At 73.7% G+C, this 16358-nt stretch carries 16 protein-coding genes and 1 pseudogene; 10 read left to right on the forward strand and 7 right to left on the reverse strand.

All coding sequences use genetic code 11. The annotated features are described in order from the left end of the window. Window positions 1-61: 61 nt before the first annotated feature. Both purQ and purS read right to left on the reverse strand, forming a co-directional pair. Window positions 62-745 (reverse strand): phosphoribosylformylglycinamidine synthase subunit PurQ, encoded by a 684-nt coding sequence (purQ, locus tag D7I43_RS10020; RefSeq protein ID WP_120328159.1) that lies wholly within the window; start codon window positions 743-745, stop codon window positions 62-64. Continuing rightward, window positions 742-1005: a phosphoribosylformylglycinamidine synthase subunit PurS gene (gene purS / locus D7I43_RS10025; protein ID WP_120328160.1), complete on the reverse strand. Its 264-nt coding sequence runs from the start codon at window positions 1003-1005 to the stop codon at window positions 742-744. The genes purQ and purS overlap by 4 nt, the downstream gene beginning before the upstream one ends. Before the next feature lie 417 nt (window positions 1006-1422). On the opposite strand from purS, the gene D7I43_RS10030 reads away from it, so the two are divergent. Beyond that, the gene (locus D7I43_RS10030) at window positions 1423-2106 is read left to right on the forward strand and encodes a S1 family peptidase (RefSeq protein ID WP_120328161.1); all 684 of its coding nucleotides are present in this window, start codon (window positions 1423-1425) and stop codon (window positions 2104-2106) included. 23 nt (window positions 2107-2129) lie between these two features. Beyond that, window positions 2130-2697, forward strand: a pseudogene (locus D7I43_RS10035) (YbjQ family protein). Window positions 2698-2836: 139 nt separating this feature from the next. Here D7I43_RS10035 and purB read toward each other — a convergent pair. Continuing rightward, the gene (purB, locus tag D7I43_RS10040; protein WP_120328162.1) at window positions 2837-4261 is read right to left on the reverse strand and encodes an adenylosuccinate lyase; all 1425 of its coding nucleotides are present in this window, start codon (window positions 4259-4261) and stop codon (window positions 2837-2839) included. A 98-nt stretch (window positions 4262-4359) separates the two neighbouring features. Here purB and D7I43_RS10045 point away from each other — a divergent pair, with 98 nt between their 5' ends. Beyond that, window positions 4360-5100 carry an SDR family NAD(P)-dependent oxidoreductase gene (locus D7I43_RS10045; protein ID WP_120328163.1) on the forward strand — a complete coding sequence of 247 codons (741 nt, stop codon included), beginning with the start codon at window positions 4360-4362 and terminating at the stop codon, window positions 5098-5100. Window positions 5101-5224: 124 nt separating this feature from the next. On the opposite strand, the gene D7I43_RS10050 is transcribed toward D7I43_RS10045, so the two are convergent. After that, window positions 5225-6517 (reverse strand): acetyl-CoA C-acetyltransferase, encoded by a 1293-nt coding sequence (locus D7I43_RS10050; protein WP_120328164.1) that lies wholly within the window; start codon window positions 6515-6517, stop codon window positions 5225-5227. A gap of 54 nt (window positions 6518-6571) precedes the next feature. Here D7I43_RS10050 and D7I43_RS10055 point away from each other — a divergent pair, with 54 nt between their 5' ends. The 3 genes from D7I43_RS10055 to D7I43_RS10065 are packed head-to-tail and all read left to right on the forward strand — an operon-like array spanning window position 6572 to window position 9492. Beyond that, the gene (locus D7I43_RS10055; RefSeq protein WP_120328165.1) at window positions 6572-7936 is read left to right on the forward strand and encodes a 3-oxoacyl-ACP reductase; all 1365 of its coding nucleotides are present in this window, start codon (window positions 6572-6574) and stop codon (window positions 7934-7936) included. Next, window positions 7936-8817, forward strand: a complete 882-nt coding sequence (locus D7I43_RS10060) for a MaoC/PaaZ C-terminal domain-containing protein (protein WP_120328371.1) — start codon at window positions 7936-7938, stop codon at window positions 8815-8817. The genes D7I43_RS10055 and D7I43_RS10060 overlap by 1 nt, the downstream gene beginning before the upstream one ends. A 54-nt stretch (window positions 8818-8871) precedes the next feature. Next, a complete protein-coding gene (locus tag D7I43_RS10065; RefSeq protein ID WP_120328166.1) occupies window positions 8872-9492 on the forward strand; it encodes a DedA family protein in 621 nt (206 codons plus the stop codon). Window positions 9493-9525: 33 nt separating this feature from the next. Here D7I43_RS10065 and D7I43_RS10070 read toward each other — a convergent pair whose 3' ends face one another. Next, complete coding sequence (locus D7I43_RS10070) at window positions 9526-10167, reverse strand: response regulator (protein WP_120328167.1); 642 nt, start codon at window positions 10165-10167, stop codon at window positions 9526-9528. Further along, a complete protein-coding gene (locus D7I43_RS10075; RefSeq protein WP_120328168.1) occupies window positions 10164-11390 on the reverse strand; it encodes a sensor histidine kinase in 1227 nt (408 codons plus the stop codon). The genes D7I43_RS10070 and D7I43_RS10075 overlap by 4 nt, the downstream gene beginning before the upstream one ends. 166 nt (window positions 11391-11556) lie before the next feature. Between D7I43_RS10075 and D7I43_RS10080 the strand changes: the two genes are divergently transcribed. Further along, complete coding sequence (locus D7I43_RS10080; protein ID WP_120328372.1) at window positions 11557-12201, forward strand: DedA family protein; 645 nt, start codon at window positions 11557-11559, stop codon at window positions 12199-12201. 12 nt (window positions 12202-12213) lie between these two features. Here D7I43_RS10080 and D7I43_RS10085 read toward each other — a convergent pair whose 3' ends face one another. Next, window positions 12214-12852, reverse strand: coding sequence for a TetR/AcrR family transcriptional regulator (locus D7I43_RS10085; RefSeq protein WP_120328169.1), 639 nt, complete (start codon window positions 12850-12852; stop codon window positions 12214-12216). A 73-nt stretch (window positions 12853-12925) separates the two neighbouring features. Here D7I43_RS10085 and D7I43_RS10090 point away from each other — a divergent pair, with 73 nt between their 5' ends. The 3 genes from D7I43_RS10090 to D7I43_RS10100 all read left to right on the forward strand — a co-directional run bounded on the left by D7I43_RS10090 (window position 12926) and on the right by D7I43_RS10100 (window position 16356). Further along, a complete protein-coding gene (locus D7I43_RS10090; RefSeq protein ID WP_120328170.1) occupies window positions 12926-13378 on the forward strand; it encodes an SCP2 sterol-binding domain-containing protein in 453 nt (150 codons plus the stop codon). Between the two features lies 1 nt (window position 13379). After that, a complete protein-coding gene (locus tag D7I43_RS10095) occupies window positions 13380-14594 on the forward strand; it encodes an acyl-CoA dehydrogenase family protein (protein WP_120328171.1) in 1215 nt (404 codons plus the stop codon). Between the two features lie 199 nt (window positions 14595-14793). Beyond that, window positions 14794-16356 carry an AMP-binding protein gene (locus tag D7I43_RS10100; RefSeq protein WP_120328172.1) on the forward strand — a complete coding sequence of 521 codons (1563 nt, stop codon included), beginning with the start codon at window positions 14794-14796 and terminating at the stop codon, window positions 16354-16356. Window positions 16357-16358 lie beyond the last annotated feature (2 nt).

Genomic DNA, 16358 nt, shown 5'->3' on the forward strand with positions numbered 1-16358 from the left:
TCGCTGCGCTCGTGGCCGCCCGCGGGGCGGTTGAGCTGACCGATGATCCTGCCGCCGCCGGTCACGCCGGCGCCCCGACCAGGTGCTTGAGGACCGACGTGAAGAAGCCGAGGCCGTCCAGTGAGGGGCCGGTCAGCTCCTCGACCGCGTGCTCGGGGTGCGGCATGATGCCGACCACGTTGCCGGCCTCGTTGGTCACGGCGGCGATGTCGCGCTGCGACCCGTTCGGGTTGCCGCCGATGTAGCGGGCGACGACCCGGCCCTCGGCCTCGAGCCGGTCCAGCGTCGCGGTGTCGGCGACGTAGCAGCCCTCGCCGTTCTTGACCGGGATGAGCACCTCCTGGCCCGGCTGGAACCCGTTCGTCCAGGCGGTGGCGGCGGTCTCGATGCGCAGGAACTGGTCCCGGTTGCGGAAGTGCAGGTGCTGGTTGCGGGTCAGCGCACCGGGCAGGAGGTGCGCCTCGCAGAGGATCTGGAAGCCGTTGCAGATGCCGAGCACCGGCAGGCCGCCCCGGGCCGCGTCGACGATGGTCTCCATGACGGGGGCGAACCGGGCGATGGCGCCGCAGCGCAGGTAGTCGCCGTAGGAGAAGCCGCCCGGCAGGACGACGGCGTCCACCCCGTGCAGCGCCGGGTCGGCGTGCCAGAGACGGACCGGCTCGGCGCCGGCGATGCGTACGGCACGGGCCGCGTCCCCGTCGTCGAGCGAGCCGGGGAACGTCACCACTCCGACGCGCGCGGTCACGACGAGGCACCCGCGATCTCGTCGGCCTCCACGAGGCGAACGGTGAAGTCCTCGATCACCGGGTTGGCGAGCAGCTTGTCGGCGATCTCCCGGGCCCGGTCCAGGTCCGGTTCGCCGGTGAACTCGATCTCGATCCGCCTGCCGATCCGGACCGAGGCGACGTCACTGACGCCGAGCCGCGGCAGCGCGTTTGCGACGGCCTGGCCCTGCGGATCGAGGATCTCGGGCTTGAGCATGACGTCGACGACGACGCGAGGCACTGGGCACTCCTGACTGTGTACGCAGTTGGGTGCCGACCCACAAGGGGCGAGCGCAGCCAGCCTACCTGGCAGATGTGGCTACGCCCGCACCGGCCGGACGCGTCCAGACAGTGATCGACATGGACGGCGCGGGGGCCCGGGCCACCGATACGGAGTCGTTGCGTTCCCGATGCGGGTTCGTTGCCGCGCGTGGCGTTTCGTCCGGTTGCTCCCCCTGACCGGCGGAGGATCCACGCCGCCCCGGCCGCCCGCCGGAAAAGGTTCGTGTTGTTCGATGAAACACTTGTGAACCACATCTCAGGGCCCTACCGTACATCGTCGGACATCGATGTATGTCCCCGGCCGGCGGGCCACCCCCGCCCGCCGACCGGTAGGCCGTGCCCGGCGAACCCGGGCCACCTCCACAAGGAGCCCTGCATGCGCATCCGTTCCCTGCTCGTCGCGATCAGCACCGCGATGATCGGCGTCTTCGGCGCCGCCTCGGGCGCCACCGCCGCCCCCGAGGGCCCGCAGCCCATCATCGGCGGCGGCACCGTCTCGTCCGCCCCGTGGGCCGCCGCGGTCTTCAGCAACGGCTCGTTCACCTGCTCCGGCAGCGTGATCGCCTCCCAGTGGGTGCTCACCGCGCGGCACTGCATCAGCGGCTCGATGTCGGTCCGGGTCGGCAGCGTCTACCGCTCCTCGGGCGGGGTCACCCGCACCGTGAGCGCCACCTACACCCGCTACGACCTGGCCCTCATGCGCCTCTCCAGCCCCGTGAGCACCTCCACCGTCACGCTGGCCAGCAGCAACCCGCCGATCGGCTCGACCAACTCGATCTACGGGTGGGGCATGACCTGCTACAGCGGCTGCTCCGCGTCCACCCAGCTCAAGACCGCGACCGTCCAGGTGACCAGCAACAGCGCCACCGACGCGTACGGCGGCCAGGCGATCCGCAGCACCCGGATCAGCGGCAACGCCTGGCGGGGCGACTCCGGCGGCCCGCAGTTCTACAACGGCCAGCAGGTGGGCGTCGCCTCGACGGCGGACGGCTACAGCATCCAGAACTACGGCAGTGTCGCGTACAACCGGGCCTGGATCACCTCCGTGGCCGGTGTCTGACGGTTGGTCCCCGAGCGGCGCGGATGACCGGCGGAGCGCCGGCCGTCCGCGCCGCGCCGTTTTTCAGCATCCGACCAGGTGAACAATGCTCACGATCAGGATGCCGGCCACCCTGACAGCATCGGAACCGTGCTGGTCGTGACGACGGACGAACTGCCCGGCTACGAGATCCGCCAGATCCTCGGCGAGGTGGTCTCATCGATGGCCAGGACGCGGAACCCCTACCGCGAGGGCGTCAAGAACCTGCGCGGTGGGGCGTACGACCCCATGGCCCCGGACAACCTCACCCGGTGGCGTACCGACTCGGTGGCCCGCCTCGGCGAGGAGGCCCGCCGGCTCGGCGCGAACGCCGTGATCGGCATGCGGTTCGACAGCCGGGACTGCGGCGAGATGTGGATGGAGATCTGCGCGTACGGCACGGCGGTGATCGTCGTACCCAAGGTGCCCGACGTCATGCCGCCCGACCAGCCGCTGGTCGCCGCGGAGACCGCGCACGAGCCGGAGATCGCCAGCGCACCGAGCGGCATCGCCGAGCCGCCCAGCGGACCCAACCTCCGCACCGCGGCCGAAACCCCCACCCGCGACTCCTAACCGACCGCCCCACCGGGCCGCCCGGTCGGCCGGGCTGGCCGGGCCCGCCCGTCGATCATGAAGTTGTCGCCCACCGCGCCGGCGTGTCGCGGCAACAACCTCATGATCGACGCTCTGGAGCGCCCCCGGGGCCGGCGGGTTACAGGATCGGGGGTGGGCTGTAGGCGGCGGCTTCGGGGTGCGCCTCGACGATCCTGGTGATGCGGCGGGTCACCGCCTGCACCTGGGCGGGGGCGGCACCCACGAAGGCCGCCCGGTCGGCCACCAGCTCGTCGATCTCGGCCCGGGTGAGGCCGAGCCGACCGTCGGCCGCCAACCGGTCGAACAGGTCGTTCTCGGGCGTGCCCTTCTCGCGCATCCCCAACGCGACGGCCACCGCGTGCTCCTTGATCACCTCGTGCGCGACCTCCCGGCCGACGCCCCGGCGCACGGCGGCCACCAGGATCTTCGTGGTGGCCAGGAACGGCAGGAAGCGCTCCAGCTCCCGGTTGATCACCGCGGGGTACGCGCCGAACTCGTCGAGCACGGTGAGGAACGTCTGGAACAGCCCGTCGGCGGCGAAGAACGCGTCCGGCAGAGCCACCCGGCGGACCACCGAGCAGGAGACGTCACCCTCGTTCCACTGGTCACCCGCCAGCTCGCCGACCATCGACAGGTAGCCACGGATGATCACGGCGAAGCCGTTCACCCGCTCGCTGGAACGGGTGTTCATCTTGTGGGGCATCGCGCTGGAGCCCACCTGACCGGGCTTGAAGCCCTCCGTGACCAACTCCTGGCCCACCATCAGCCGGATCGTCGTGGCCAGCGAGGAGGGCCCGGCCGCGACCTGGGCCAGCGCGGAGATCACGTCGAAGTCGAGCGAGCGCGGGTAGACCTGACCGACGCTGTCCAGCACCCGTGCGAAGCCGAGGTGCTCGGCCACCCGCCGCTCCAGCTCGGCCACCTTCTCCGCGTCGCCGTCGAACAGGTCGAGCTGGTCCGCCGCGGTGCCCACCGGCCCCTTGATCCCGCGCAGCGGGTAGCGGGCGATCAGGTCCTCCAGCCGCTCGTACGCGATGAGCAGCTCCTCGGCCGCCGACGCGAAGCGCTTGCCGAGCGTGGTGGCCTGCGCCGCCACGTTGTGCGACCGGCCGGCCATCACCACGCCGGAGTACTCGTTGGCGTGCCACGCGAGCCGGACCAGCGTGGCCACCACGCGGTCCCGGATCAGCTCCAGCGAACGGCGCACCTGGAGCTGCTCGACGTTCTCCGTGAGGTCCCGCGAGGTCATCCCCTTGTGCACGTGCTCGTGCCCGGCGAGCGCGCTGAACTCCTCGATCCGGGCCTTCACGTCGTGCCGGGTGACCCGCTCCCGCGCCGCGATCGAGGCGAGGTCGACCTGGTCCACCACCCGCTCGTACGCCTCGACGACCCCGTCCGGGACCGGCACCCCGAGGTCGCGCTGCGCCCGCAGCACGGCGATCCAGAGCCGCCGCTCGAGGCGGATCTTCTCCTCCGGGGACCAGAGGGCGACCAGCTCGGGCGAGGCGTAGCGGTGAGCGAGCACGTTCGGGATCGTCGTCACGGCCCTCATTCTCCCGTACCGGTCCGGGCCCCTCCGGGCGGGCCACCGGCTCGGTATGGTGATCGTCCTGTTGGGACGACTGACGGAAATGGGAGACAGTGTCCGGACTCACTGGCAAGGTTGCCCTGGTCACCGGCGGTAGCCGCGGCATCGGCGCCGCGATCGTGCGACGGCTGGCCGCGGACGGCGCGCACGTCGCGTTCACCTATCGGGCGGCGGAGGACAGCGCCAAGGCCGTCGTCGCCGACGTCGAGTCGTACGGCCGCCGCGGTCTCGCGATCCGGGCCGACAGCGCCGACGCGGCGGAACTGGTGGGCGCGGTCGACCGGGCCGCCGACGAGCTGGGCCGGCTGGACATCCTCGTCAACAACGCCGGGGTGTTCGCCTCCGCGCCGATCGAGAAGATCGGCCTGGACTACCTGGACCGGGCCATCGCCGTGCACGTCCGGGGGGTGTTCCTGGCCACCCAGGCGGCGGTGCGGCACATGCGGGGCGGCGGGCGGATCGTGAACGTCGGCAGCAGCTTCGCCAGCCGCGTCCCGGCACCCGGGGTGAGCGCCTACGCCATGACGAAGAGCGCCGTCAACGGCCTGACCCGGGCCCTCGCCCGCGAGCTCGGCCCCCGCGGGATCACCGTCAACGTGATCCTCCCCGGTTCCACCGACACCGACATGAACCGGGCGGACAGCGCCGACGCCGACGCGCAGCGGGCGCACATCGCGCTCGGCCGGTACGGGACGCCGGAGGACGTGGCGGCGACGGTCAGCCACCTGGTGGGCGAGGGCGGCCGGCACATCACCGGCGCGTCGATCGCCATCGACGGGGGCAGCACGGTCTGACGGGCGCCGGACCGTCCGGCCCGGCCCCCGGACCGGCCTCGGCCCGGCCCAGCGCCGGACCGTTCGTCGAGCGGGGGCCCACCGGGCGCGCCGCGCTCCGGGACGAGCGCGGCGCGCGGTCGGCTCAGCGCTCCAGGATGGCCGTGACGCCCTGGCCGCCGGCGGCGCAGATCGAGATCAGGCCACGCCCGCCGCCCTTCTCCGCGAGCAGCTTGGCCAGGGTCGCCACGATCCGGCCGCCGGTCGCCGCGAACGGGTGCCCGGCCGCCAGCGAGGACCCGTTGACGTTGAGCTTGTCCCGGTCGATCGCGCCGAGCGGGCCGTCCAAGCCGAGGCGGTCCTTGCAGAACTCCGGCGACTCCCACGCGGCGAGGGTCGCCAGCACCTGCGAGGCGAACGCCTCGTGGATCTCGTAGAAGTCGAAGTCCTGGAGCGTCAGCCCGGCCCGGGCCAGCATCCGGGGCACCGCGTACGCGGGGGCCATGAGCAGCCCCTCGTCGCCGTGCACGAAGTCCACGGCGGCCGTCTCCGACCAGGTGAACCACGCGAGCACCGGCAGGCTGTGCTCGCGGGCCCACTCCTCCGACGCGAGCAGGACGGTCGACGCGCCGTCGGTGAGCGGCGACGAGTTGCCCGCCGTCATCGTCGCGTGCCCGGCGTCCGGGCCCGTGGCGCCGAAGACGGGCTTCAGCGCGCCCAGCTTCTCCAGGCTCGTGTCGGGGCGCAGGTTCTGGTCGCGGGTCAGCCCGAGGTAGGGCGTCATGAGGTCGTCGAAGAAGCCCCGGTCGTACGCGGCGGCCAGCCGCTGGTGCGAGCGGAGCGCCAGCTCGTCCTGGGAGCGCCGGTCGATGTTCCAGCGCAGGGCGGTGCGGGCCGCGTGCTCACCCATGGACAGGCCGGTACGCGGCTCCGCGTTGCGTGGGATCTCCGGCTTGAACGGCTGGAGCGGGCGCAGCTTCGCCGCGACCTTGAGCCGCTCGCCGAGGGTCCGGGCGCTGTTGAGCTTGAGCAGCGTCCGGCGCAGGTCCTCGTTGAGGGCCAGCGGGGCGTCGGAGGTGGTGTCGACCCCGCCGGCCACGCCGACGTCGATCTGCCCGAGCGCGATCTTGTTGGCGACGAGGATCGCCGCCTCCAGGCCGGTGCCGCAGGCCTGCTGCACGTCGTACGCGGGGGTGCGCGGGTCGAGCCGGGAGCCGAGCACCACCTCGCGGGTGAGGTTGAAGTCGCGGGAGTGCTTGAGCACCGCCCCGGCGACGACCTCGCCGAGCCGCTGGCCGGCCAGCCCGTACCGCGCCACGAGCCCGTCGAGGGCCGCGCCGAGCATGTCGGCGTTCGACGCGCTCGCGTAGCGCGAGTTGGAGCGGGCGAAGGGGATGCGGTTGCCGCCGATGACCGCCACCCGCCGGATGCTCTGCACGATCCGCCTCCTCGAGAGTGTTGCCCGTACCCTACTCGCCAGTAGGCTACGCCTATGACCGACAGGTACGCGAGCTTCGTCCAATCGGCGGCCGGCCGCGCGCTGGTCAAGCGCCTCGGGCTTCCCGACCCACCACGGCTGCGCCGCCACCAGCCCGGCGACCCGCTCCTCCCCGCCCCCGCCCTGGTCGGCGCGGCCACCGGCGGCCGGCTCGCCGAGCCGGTCGGCAAGATCCTCACCGCCGCGGGGGTCGAGCTGGCCGACCCGACCGCCACCACCACCGCCGGCGCCACCGCGCGTTTCGGCGCCCTGGTGTACGACGCGACGGGCATCACCGACTCCACCGGCCTGCGCCAGCTCTACGACTTCTTCCACCCGCACGCCCGCTCGCTGGTGCCCAGCGGACGGGTCGTCGTGCTCGGCACCCCGCCCGCCGAGTGCGACTCGCCCCGGGAGGCCACCGCCCAGCGGGCCCTGGAGGGGCTGACCCGCAGCATCGGCAAGGAGTTCGGCCGAGGCGTCACCGCCCAACTCGTGTACGTCACGCGCGACGGCGACGCCGGCACCCTCACCAGCCTCGACGCCACCCTCCGGTTCCTCCTCTCCGGGCGCTCGGCGTACGTCTCCGGCCAGGTGATCCGGGTCGAGACGGGCCCGGCCACCGCGCCGGCCGACTGGGACCGCCCGCTGGACGGGCAGGTCGTGCTGGTCACCGGGGCGGCGCGGGGCATCGGCGCGGCGCTGGCCCGGGTGCTCGCCCGCGACGGCGCGCAGGTGGTCGCGCTGGACGTGCCGGCCGCCGGTGACGCGCTCGCCGCCGTGGCGAACGAGATCGGCGGCACCGCCGTCCAGCTCGACCTGACCGCGCCGGACGCCCCGACCCGGCTCGCCGACCACCTCGCCGGCCGGCACGGCCGGGTCGACGTGGTGGTGCACAACGCCGGCATCACCCGGGACAAGACGCTCGGCCGGATGGACGCCGACCGCTGGGACCAGGTCATCGACGTCAACCTCTCCAGCCAGGAGCGCATCAACGACGTGCTGCTGGAGCGGGAGCTGATCCCGGCCGGCGGACGGCTCGTCTCGGTCTCCTCGATCGCCGGGATCGCTGGCAACCGCGGCCAGACCAACTACGCCACCAGCAAGGCGGGCGTGATCGGGCTGGTCGACTCGCTCGCCCCGGTGCTCCGCGAGCGCGGGATCAGCCTCAACGCGGTGGCCCCCGGCTTCATCGAGACCCGGCTGACCGCCCGGATCCCGCTGGTGGTCCGCGAGGCGGGACGCCGGATGAACAGCATGGCCCAGGGCGGCCTGCCGGTGGACGTGGCCGAGACGATCGGCTGGCTGGCCTGGCCGGCCAGCGCGGCACTCACCGGCAACGTGGTCCGGGTCTGCGGCCAGAGCCTGCTGGGGGCGTGATGAGCGGGGACGCCACCGCCGACGGCCGGACCACCGTCGAACTGCCCCGGATGCCGGCGGCCGGGGCGCTCTACCGGCGTGCGGTGCTCGGCACGCTCCCCGGCGCCGGTGCGCGTCGGGCGCCCGAACCGCCCCCGGTCCGGCTGGTCGTCACCGGGGTGCCGGTCGACCTCGACCACCTCGCCGACTACGACCGGGTCTGCGGGTTCCGCCTCGCCGACCGGCTGCCGGCCACGTACCCGCACGTGATGGGCTTCCCGCTGGCGCTGCGGCTGATGACCGCCCCGGAGTTCCCGGTGCCGGTCACCGGCGTGGTGCACGTCGCGAACCGGATCACCGTGCGCCGGCCGGTCCACACCGGCGAACGGCTGGACTTCGCGGCGTACGCCGAGAACCTGCGGCCGCACGACCGCGGCCGGCAGCTCGACGTCGTACTCGTCGGGTCGGTCGCCGGGGAGGAGGTCTGGCGGGGCGTCTCCACGTACCTCAGCCGGGAGCGACGCGGTGGCGGCGGTGAGCGGCGCGACCGGCCCGCGGCCCCACCCACGGCCGCCTCGGCCACCTGGCGGCTGACCCCGAGGATCGGCACCGAGTACGCCCGGGTCTCCGGCGACCACAATCCCATCCACACGTCCCGCCTCGGGGCGCGGCTGTTCGGCTTCCCGCGCCCGATCGCGCACGGCATGTGGAGCAAGGCACGCTGCCTCGCCGCGCTGGAGAACCGGCTGCCGGACGCGTTCACCGTGTCGGTGGCGTTCAAGCTGCCGGTGCCCCTGCCCACGGCGGTGGCCTTCGGCGCCACCCCGACCGAGGAGGGATGGGACTTCACGCTGCACGGCGCCCGCTCCGGACGCCCCCACCTCACCGGCTCGGTGGGCTGAGCGGACTTTCCCCGAAGCGGCCCCCACGGTCGACTCGCCCCCGAGCATGAGTGCATGGACGCCGTGCTCGACCTGCTACGGGAGACGGTCACCTCGCCGTGGGTGTACCTGATCCTCGTGGCCGTCACCGCGGTCGACGCGTTCTTCCCGGCCGTGCCGAGCGAGGCGGCCGTGATCACGGCGGCCGTGCTGTCGGCCTCCGCCGGGCATCCCCACATCGTCGGCGTGATCGCGTCCGCGGCGGCCGGCGCGTTGATCGGCGACCACATCTCGTACGCCATCGGGCGTGGCGGCGGATCGCGGCGCCTGACCCGGCTACCGGAGCGGAGCCGCCGGCGGGCGGGGTCGGAGTGGGCGCGCCGGGCGATCGACCGCCGGGGCGGAGTCATCCTCACCATCTCCCGGTACATCCCCGGCGGGCGCACGGCGGTCACCCTCACCATGGGAGCGGTGCGGTACCCGCGCCGCTCGTTCCTGCTCTTCGACGCGGTCGCGGCGGTCACCTGGGGGCTCTACTGCGGGCTGCTCGGCTACTTCGGCGGCCTGGCGTTCGAGCGCGACCCGATCAAGGGGGTGGTGGCGGGCCTGGGCCTGTCGATCGGGGTCACGCTCGCCCTGGAGGGGTTCCGCGCGCTGCGCCGCCGCGCCCACCGCCGGGCCGCCGCCCGCCGGTGACCCGACGGGCGGGACGGCGGCCGGGTGCGGCGCTCACGGCAGGTCGGCGTCGTGCACGAGGATCGCCACCTGTACGCGGTTGGTGAGCCCGAGCTTGGCCAGCGCCCGGCTCACGTGCGCCTTCACGGTGGCCTCGCTCATCGTCAGCCGCCGGGCGATCTCCGCGTTCGCGTGCCCGCGCGCCACCTCCCGCACGATCGCCAGTTCCCGCTCGGTGAGCGGGTCGAGCCGCCGGCGGGCCGCCTCGCGGCGGGCCGGCCCCCGCTCGGCGAAGGAGTCGATGAGGCGTCGGGTCACCGTGGGAGCGAGCATCGCGTTGCCGGCCGCCACGGTGCGCACCGCGGCGGCCAGGTCCCGGGGCGGGGTGTCCTTGAGCAGGAAGCCCACGGCACCGGCGCGCAGCGCCTGGTGCACGTACTCGTCGAGGTCGAACGTGGTCAGCATGACGACCTTCGGCCCGGCGGCCACCACCCTCGGCGCGGCCGTCAACCCGTCGGTCCCCGGCATCCGCACGTCGAGCAGCACCACGTCGGGTCGGAGCCGCTCCGCCTCGGCCAGCGCCTCCGCGCCGTCGGCCGCCTCGCCGACCACCGTGATGTCCGGCGCCGCCTCCAGGATCATCCGAAGGCCGGAGCGCACCAGCTGCTCGTCGTCGACGACCAGGACGCGGATCATGCCGGGTCCGCCACGGGGATCAACGCCCGGACCTCGAAGCCGCCGTCCACCGGCCCCGCCTCCAACCGGCCGCCGAGCAGCTCGACCCGCTCACGCAGGCCGAGCAGGCCCAGCCCGGCGCCGGGCAGTCCCGGTCCCGCCGCGGTCAGGTCCGGCCCGGTCCCGCTCGGGTCCGCCCCCGCTCCCGGCAGGTCCGCACCGGCCGCCGGGGGCCCGTTCCGCACCGCCACCTCCACGCCGTCCGGCACGTACCGCAGGCGGACGGTGGTCTCGGCCCGCGGCGCGTGCTTGCGTACGTTGGTCAACGCCTCCCGCACCACACGCGGGACGGTACGCGCGACCGTCGCCGGCAGCGGACGCGGTGCGCCCTCGCTCCACCACGTCACCGGAAGCCCGGCCGCCCGCGACTCGCCCACCAGCTCGTGAACCTCGGCGAGCGGGTCGCCCTCGGATTCCCGGACGGCGACCGGCGTCCTCTGCCGCAGCACTCCCAGCACCTCCCGCAGGTCGGTGAGGGCCTGCCGGCCGGTGGACCGGATGAGGGCGGCCGCCTCGACGGCGGCCGGGTCGGTGGCGGTGACCTCCAGCGCGCCGGCCTGCACCACCATGAGCGACACCCGGTGCGCGACCACGTCGTGCATCTCCCGGGCGATCCGCGCCCGCTCCTCGGCGCGCACCCGCTCCGCCCGCTCCTCCTGCTCCCGCTCCAGCCGTTCGGCCCGGTCCCGCAGGGCCGCCAGCACGTCCCGGCGGGACCGGACCAGGAGCCCGGCGAGCAGCGGGAAGAGCACCAGCCACGCGGCCATGGCCGCCGCGTTCGCCGGCGTGGCGGTGGTGATCCGCCGTGGGCCTCCGGCGGCCAGCCCGACCAGCACCCCCGCGGCCATGACGAGGGTCGCGCCGGCGAGGTACGCGGCCAGCCAGCGCCGGTCCCGCAGCCGCAGGCCGGCCTGGTACGAGGCGACCACGCCGGCCGGCCACGCGGCCAGCACCAGCCACCCGACGGCCGCGGCGACGAACAACGGCCACCGGCGGGACCGGACCACCCAGGCCGCCCCGCCCGACGCCAGGGCGAGGACGAGCACCAGGCCGACGGGCAGCGGCGTACGGACCCCGATCGCGCCCGTGCCGGACGCCTGGACGGCCAGGGCCACGACCACGGCGAGCACGGGTGGCGCGTACCGGTCGACGACCCGCCGGAGCACGACGGCGCTGGAGGCCACGGGTCGAGCCTAGGATCTGCCGGCGACACGCACATGTGCGACCCGGCGGACCCGGGTCACGTGGGGGACGTCCCCGACCCCCGCTCCGGGGCAGGATCTACTTAAGTGGTGCCCCCGGGCTGACCGACGGCCGATGGCGACGGCGGTCGCCGCCGGAAGCATCGGGATCATGGATCTGCTCGACCTGCTGCACCAGACCATGTCCTCACCCTGGGTCTACCTGGCGATCTTCGCGATCGCGGTGGTCGACGGGTTCTTTCCGGTGGTGCCCAGCGAGACCGCCGTCATCACCGCCGGTGTGTTCGCCGCCTCGGGCGCGCCGTACCTGCCGGCCGTGATCGTGGTCGCCGCGGCGGGTGCGCTGATCGGCGACCACGTGTCGTACGCCCTGGGACGCGGCGGTGGCGCGCGGCTGCTCGACCGGCTCCCGGCCGGCGGACGGCGGCGCGCCGGGGTCGAGTGGGCCCGGCGCGGCATCGCGGTCCGGGGCGGCCTGATCCTCACCGTCGCCCGCTACATCCCCGGCGGCCGGACGGCCGTCACCCTCACCATGGGTGCCGTCGCCTACCCGCGCCGCCGCTTCCTGGCCTTCGACGCGCTCGCGGCCGTCTCGTGGGGGCTCTACTCCGCGCTCGTCGGCTACCTGGGCGGGCTCGCCTTCGAACAGGACCCGCTGCGGGGCCTGCTGCTCGGGCTGGGCCTCGCGCTGACGGTGACCGTCGTGGTCGAGGGGGTACGCGCGCTCCGGCACGCCCGCGCGCGGCGACGCCCGCCCGCGCCGGTCACGGCCGACAGCGCCGGCGGGCGTTGACGGTAACCCTGCTCAGCGCTGCGGCGGTTGCCAGGTCACGCCGCGCAGCAGTTGGCCGGCACCGAGCCACGCGACGTTCATCATCCGGGTGGCGGTCCGCTCCGGGTCCGCCTCCGGGTGGTCGGCGAGCCAGTCGGCCAGCGACTCGCTGGCGCCGACCAGGGCGTACGCCACCACCTCCAGCTCGGTGCCGGCGACCTCGCGCCCCTCGGCGCGCAACGCGTGGTCGAGCATGCCGGCGACCACCTCGACGAGCCGGGCCCGCATGGTGGCGAGCTCACCGGCGAACGGCTGCTCGCCCCGGGCCTGCCGGTAGAGCACCGCCCAGCCGTCGCGGTGCGCCCCCACGAACCCGAAGAACGCGCGCAGCCCCCGCCAGAGCCGCTCGTCGGCCGGCAGCTCGGGGGCCGCGGCGGCCGCGATGGCCTGCATCATCCGGGTGCCCTCCCGGTGCAGGCAGGCGACGAATAGTTCCTCCTTGGTGCCCAGGTACGCGTAGACCATCGGCTTGGAGATGCCCGCGTCCTCGGCGATCTCGTCCATGCTGGCCGCGTGGTAGCCCCGCCGGGAGAAGACCCGCACGGCCGCGTCGAGCATCTGCTGTTCGCGTACTGCCCGGGGCAGGCGCTTGAAGGTGGATCCGCTGGACACCTTGCGAGCATACCTACTCGTGCGTAAGGTTACGCCAGAGTAACCAAATTGGCGCGCGGAAGGTGTTCCCCTGATGACTGACTTCGACCCGGCCAACTTCGCCAACGTGAGCCCCAAGGAGTTCGCTCAGCTGGTCAAGTCCACCCCGGACGACAAGATCGCCGAGGTGATGTCCGGCGACCTCCGCGGCAAGGTCCTCAGCGAGGTCTTCGGCCGGATGCCGTCGCTGTTCCGGGCCGACCGCGCCGGCTCCACCAACGCCGTCATCCACTGGACGATCACGGGCCGGCCCGACGGCGGCAGCGACACCTACGAGGTGGTCGTCGAGAACGGCACCTGCACCGTCTCGGAGACGCCGCAGCGCGACCCGAAGCTGACCCTCACCATGGGCCCGGTCGAGTTCCTCAAGATCGTGTCCGGTGGGGCGAACCCCGTCATGATGTTCATGACCGGCAAGCTGAAGGCCAAGGGCGACCTGGGCCTCGCCGCCAACATCGCCAACCTGTTCGACATCCCCAAGGCCTGACATGCCCGAGTTCTCGCTCGACCTGTCCGAGGAACAGCGGGATCTCCGCGACTGGGTGCACGGCTTCGCCGCCGACGTCGTGCGCCCGGCCGCGGCCGAGTGGGACGCCCGGGAGGAGACTCCCTGGCCGCTCATCCAGGAGGCGGCGAAGGTCGGCCTCTACGGCTTCGAGTTCCTCGCCACCTGCTGGGCCGACCCCACCGGACTCTCGCTGCCGATCGCCAACGAGGAGCTCTTCTGGGGCGACGCGGGCATCGGCCTCAGCATCTTCGGCACCTCCCTCGCGGTGGCCGCCATCTACGGCGCCGGTGAGCCCGACCAGCTCGTCGAGTGGGTGCCCCAGTGCTTCGGTTCGATCGACGAGCCGGCCGTGGCCGCGTTCTGCACCACCGAACCGGAGGCCGGCTCCGACGTCGGCGCCATGCGCACCCGGGCCGTCTACGACGAGGCCACCGACGAGTGGGTGCTCAACGGCCAGAAGGCGTACGCCACCAACGGCGGGATCGCCGCCGTGCACGTGGTCACCGCCTCGGTCGACCCGGAGCTGGGCTCGCGCGGGCAGGCCGCGTTCGTCGTACCGCCCGGAACCCCGGGGCTCACCGCGACCCGCAAGCTGCGCAAGCTGGGCCTGCGCGCCTCGCACACCGCCGACGTCTTCCTCGACGACGTACGGGTGCCGGGGCGGTGCCTCCTCGGGGGCAAGGAGGCCCTCGACGAGCGGCTGGCCCGCGCCCGCTCCGGGCAGCGCGCCTCCGGGCAGGCGGCCATGCGCACCTTCGAACTGTCCCGGCCGACCGTCGGGGCGCAGGCGCTCGGCGTGGCGCGCGCCGCCTACGAGTACGCGCTGGACTACGCGAAGGAGCGGGTCCAGTTCGGACGCCCCATCATCGAGAACCAGGCCGTCGCGTTCGCGCTGGCCGACATGAAGATGGAGATCGACGCGGCCCGGCTGCTCGTGTGGCGCGCCTCCTGGATGGGCCGCAACAACCGGCCGTTCGCGGCCGGCGAGGGCTCGATGTCCAAGCTGAAGGCCGGCGAGGTGGCCGTCTCGGTCACCGAGAAGGCCGTGCAGCTGCTCGGCGGTGCCGGGTTCCTGCGCGACCACCCGGTCGAGCGCTGGTACCGCGACGCGAAGATCTACACCATCTTCGAGGGCACGTCCGAGATCCAGCGCCTGGTCATCTCGCGCGCGATCTCCGGGATGCAGATCCGCTGACGGACGGCAGAGCCGGCGACGTCGGCCCGGCGCGACTCTCCGGGCCGACGTCGCCCCGCCGGTCTCCCACCGTGCCGTCCTCGTCACGTCGCAGCGCCGCCGAACGGGGCGGACGTGGCATCCAGGGCATGATCAGGGAAGACAACGGACGAGCGGCCCTCACCCGCCCGTCCGGCAACCACCCCAGGAGGTCTGCGGCATGGACCTGCCCTTCGTCGTCACCACGCTGACCCGGCGCGGTCTGCTCACCCCGGGCCGACCCATCCGGGTCGCGTCGCAGCTCAACGCCCTGCGCCGCTGGGGCTGGAGCCTCGCCGGCGAGCTGCGCCAGGCGGCCGCCCGCGACCCCGACTGCACCGCCGTCGTCGACGAGCACGGCACCGAACTGACCTACCGGGAACTGCTGGACCGCGCCGAGCGGATGGCCCGGTCGCTGCGGGCCGGGTTCGGCGTGCAGACCGGCGACCGGATCGGTGTCCTCTGCCGCAACCACCACGGCCTCATCGAGACGATCGTCGCGGCGACCGTGCTGGGCGTCGACGCGGTGCTGGTCAACACCGGGCTGTCCGCCGCGCAGCTCGCCACCGTCACCGAGGAGCAGCGGCTGCGGGTGCTGGTCCACGACGACGAGTTCGCCGAACGCGTCGTCGCCCTGCCGGCCGAACTGCCCCGGGTCGACGAGCGCGCCCGGGAGGAACTGGTGGCCGGAGCGCTGCCGGGCGACCTGCACCCGCCCGAGCGCGACGGACGCATCATCGTGCTGACCTCGGGCACCACCGGCGCGCCGAAGGGCGCCCGCCGTCCCACGCCGAACGGTTTCGGGCCGCTGGTGTCCATCATCGACCGGATCCCGCTGCACACCCGGGACCGCGTGATGATCGCCGCGCCGATCTTCCACACCTGGGGATTCGCCGCCCTGCAGGTGTGCTTCGCGCTGCGGGCCACCATCGTGCTGCACCGCCGCTTCGACCCGGCCGCCACGCTGGCCGCGCTCGTGACCCACCGGTGCGACGCGCTCTTCGCCGTACCGGTGATGGTGCAGCGGCTCATGGAGGTGCCGCCGCCGGACCCGCGGCCCGCGCTCAAGGTCGTGGCGGTCAGCGGATCGGCGCTGCCCGGCGGGCTGGCCACCCGCTTCATGGACGTCTACGGCGACGTCCTCTACAACCTGTACGGATCGACCGAGGTCTCGTGGGCCTCCATCGCCGGCCCGGCCGAGCTGCGCGCGGCGCCGACCACCGCCGGCCGTCCACCGCACGGCACCCGGGTACGGATCCTCGACGCCGCCGGCCAGCCCGTGCCGGACGGCCAGGTCGGCCGCATCTTCGTGGGCAACGAGATGCTCTTCGAGGGCTACACCTCCGGCGGCGCCCGGGAGAGCCGCGACGGGCTCCTCGACACCGGCGACCTCGGCCGGCTCACCGCCGACGGCCTGCTCTTCGTCGACGGCCGGGCGGACGACATGATCATCTCCGGCGGCGAGAACGTCTTCCCGTCCGAGGTGGAGAACCTGCTCGCCCAACTGCCGCAGGTACGCGAGGTCGCGGTCATCGGGGTGCCGGACGAGGAGTACGGCCAACGACTCGCCGCCTTCCTCGCCCTGCACCCCGGCGAGACGCTCGACCCCGACGCCGTCCGCGAGTACGTCCGGCACTACCTCGCCCGCTTCTCCGTACCCCGCGACGTGGTGTTCGTGAAGTACCTGCCGCGCAACGCCACCGGCAAGGTGCTGACCCGGGAACTGCGCCGCTACTACGGCTGACG

This window comes from Micromonospora globbae (genome assembly GCF_003610785.1).
GTDB lineage: Bacteria > Actinomycetota > Actinomycetes > Mycobacteriales > Micromonosporaceae > Micromonospora > Micromonospora globbae.

Coding starts and splice junctions, on each gene's coding strand:
- D7I43_RS10030 (WP_120328161.1), top strand. CDS start 1,423: ATGCGCATCCGTTCCCTGCTCGTCGCGATCAGCACCGCGATGATCGGC.
- D7I43_RS10055 (WP_120328165.1), top strand. CDS start 6,572: ATGACCGACAGGTACGCGAGCTTCGTCCAATCGGCGGCCGGCCGCGCG.
- D7I43_RS10060 (WP_120328371.1), top strand. CDS start 7,936: ATGAGCGGGGACGCCACCGCCGACGGCCGGACCACCGTCGAACTGCCC.
- D7I43_RS10065 (WP_120328166.1), top strand. CDS start 8,872: ATGGACGCCGTGCTCGACCTGCTACGGGAGACGGTCACCTCGCCGTGG.
- D7I43_RS10070 (WP_120328167.1), bottom strand. CDS start 10,167: ATGATCCGCGTCCTGGTCGTCGACGACGAGCAGCTGGTGCGCTCCGGC.
- D7I43_RS10090 (WP_120328170.1), top strand. CDS start 12,926: ATGACTGACTTCGACCCGGCCAACTTCGCCAACGTGAGCCCCAAGGAG.
- D7I43_RS10095 (WP_120328171.1), top strand. CDS start 13,380: ATGCCCGAGTTCTCGCTCGACCTGTCCGAGGAACAGCGGGATCTCCGC.
- D7I43_RS10100 (WP_120328172.1), top strand. CDS start 14,794: ATGGACCTGCCCTTCGTCGTCACCACGCTGACCCGGCGCGGTCTGCTC.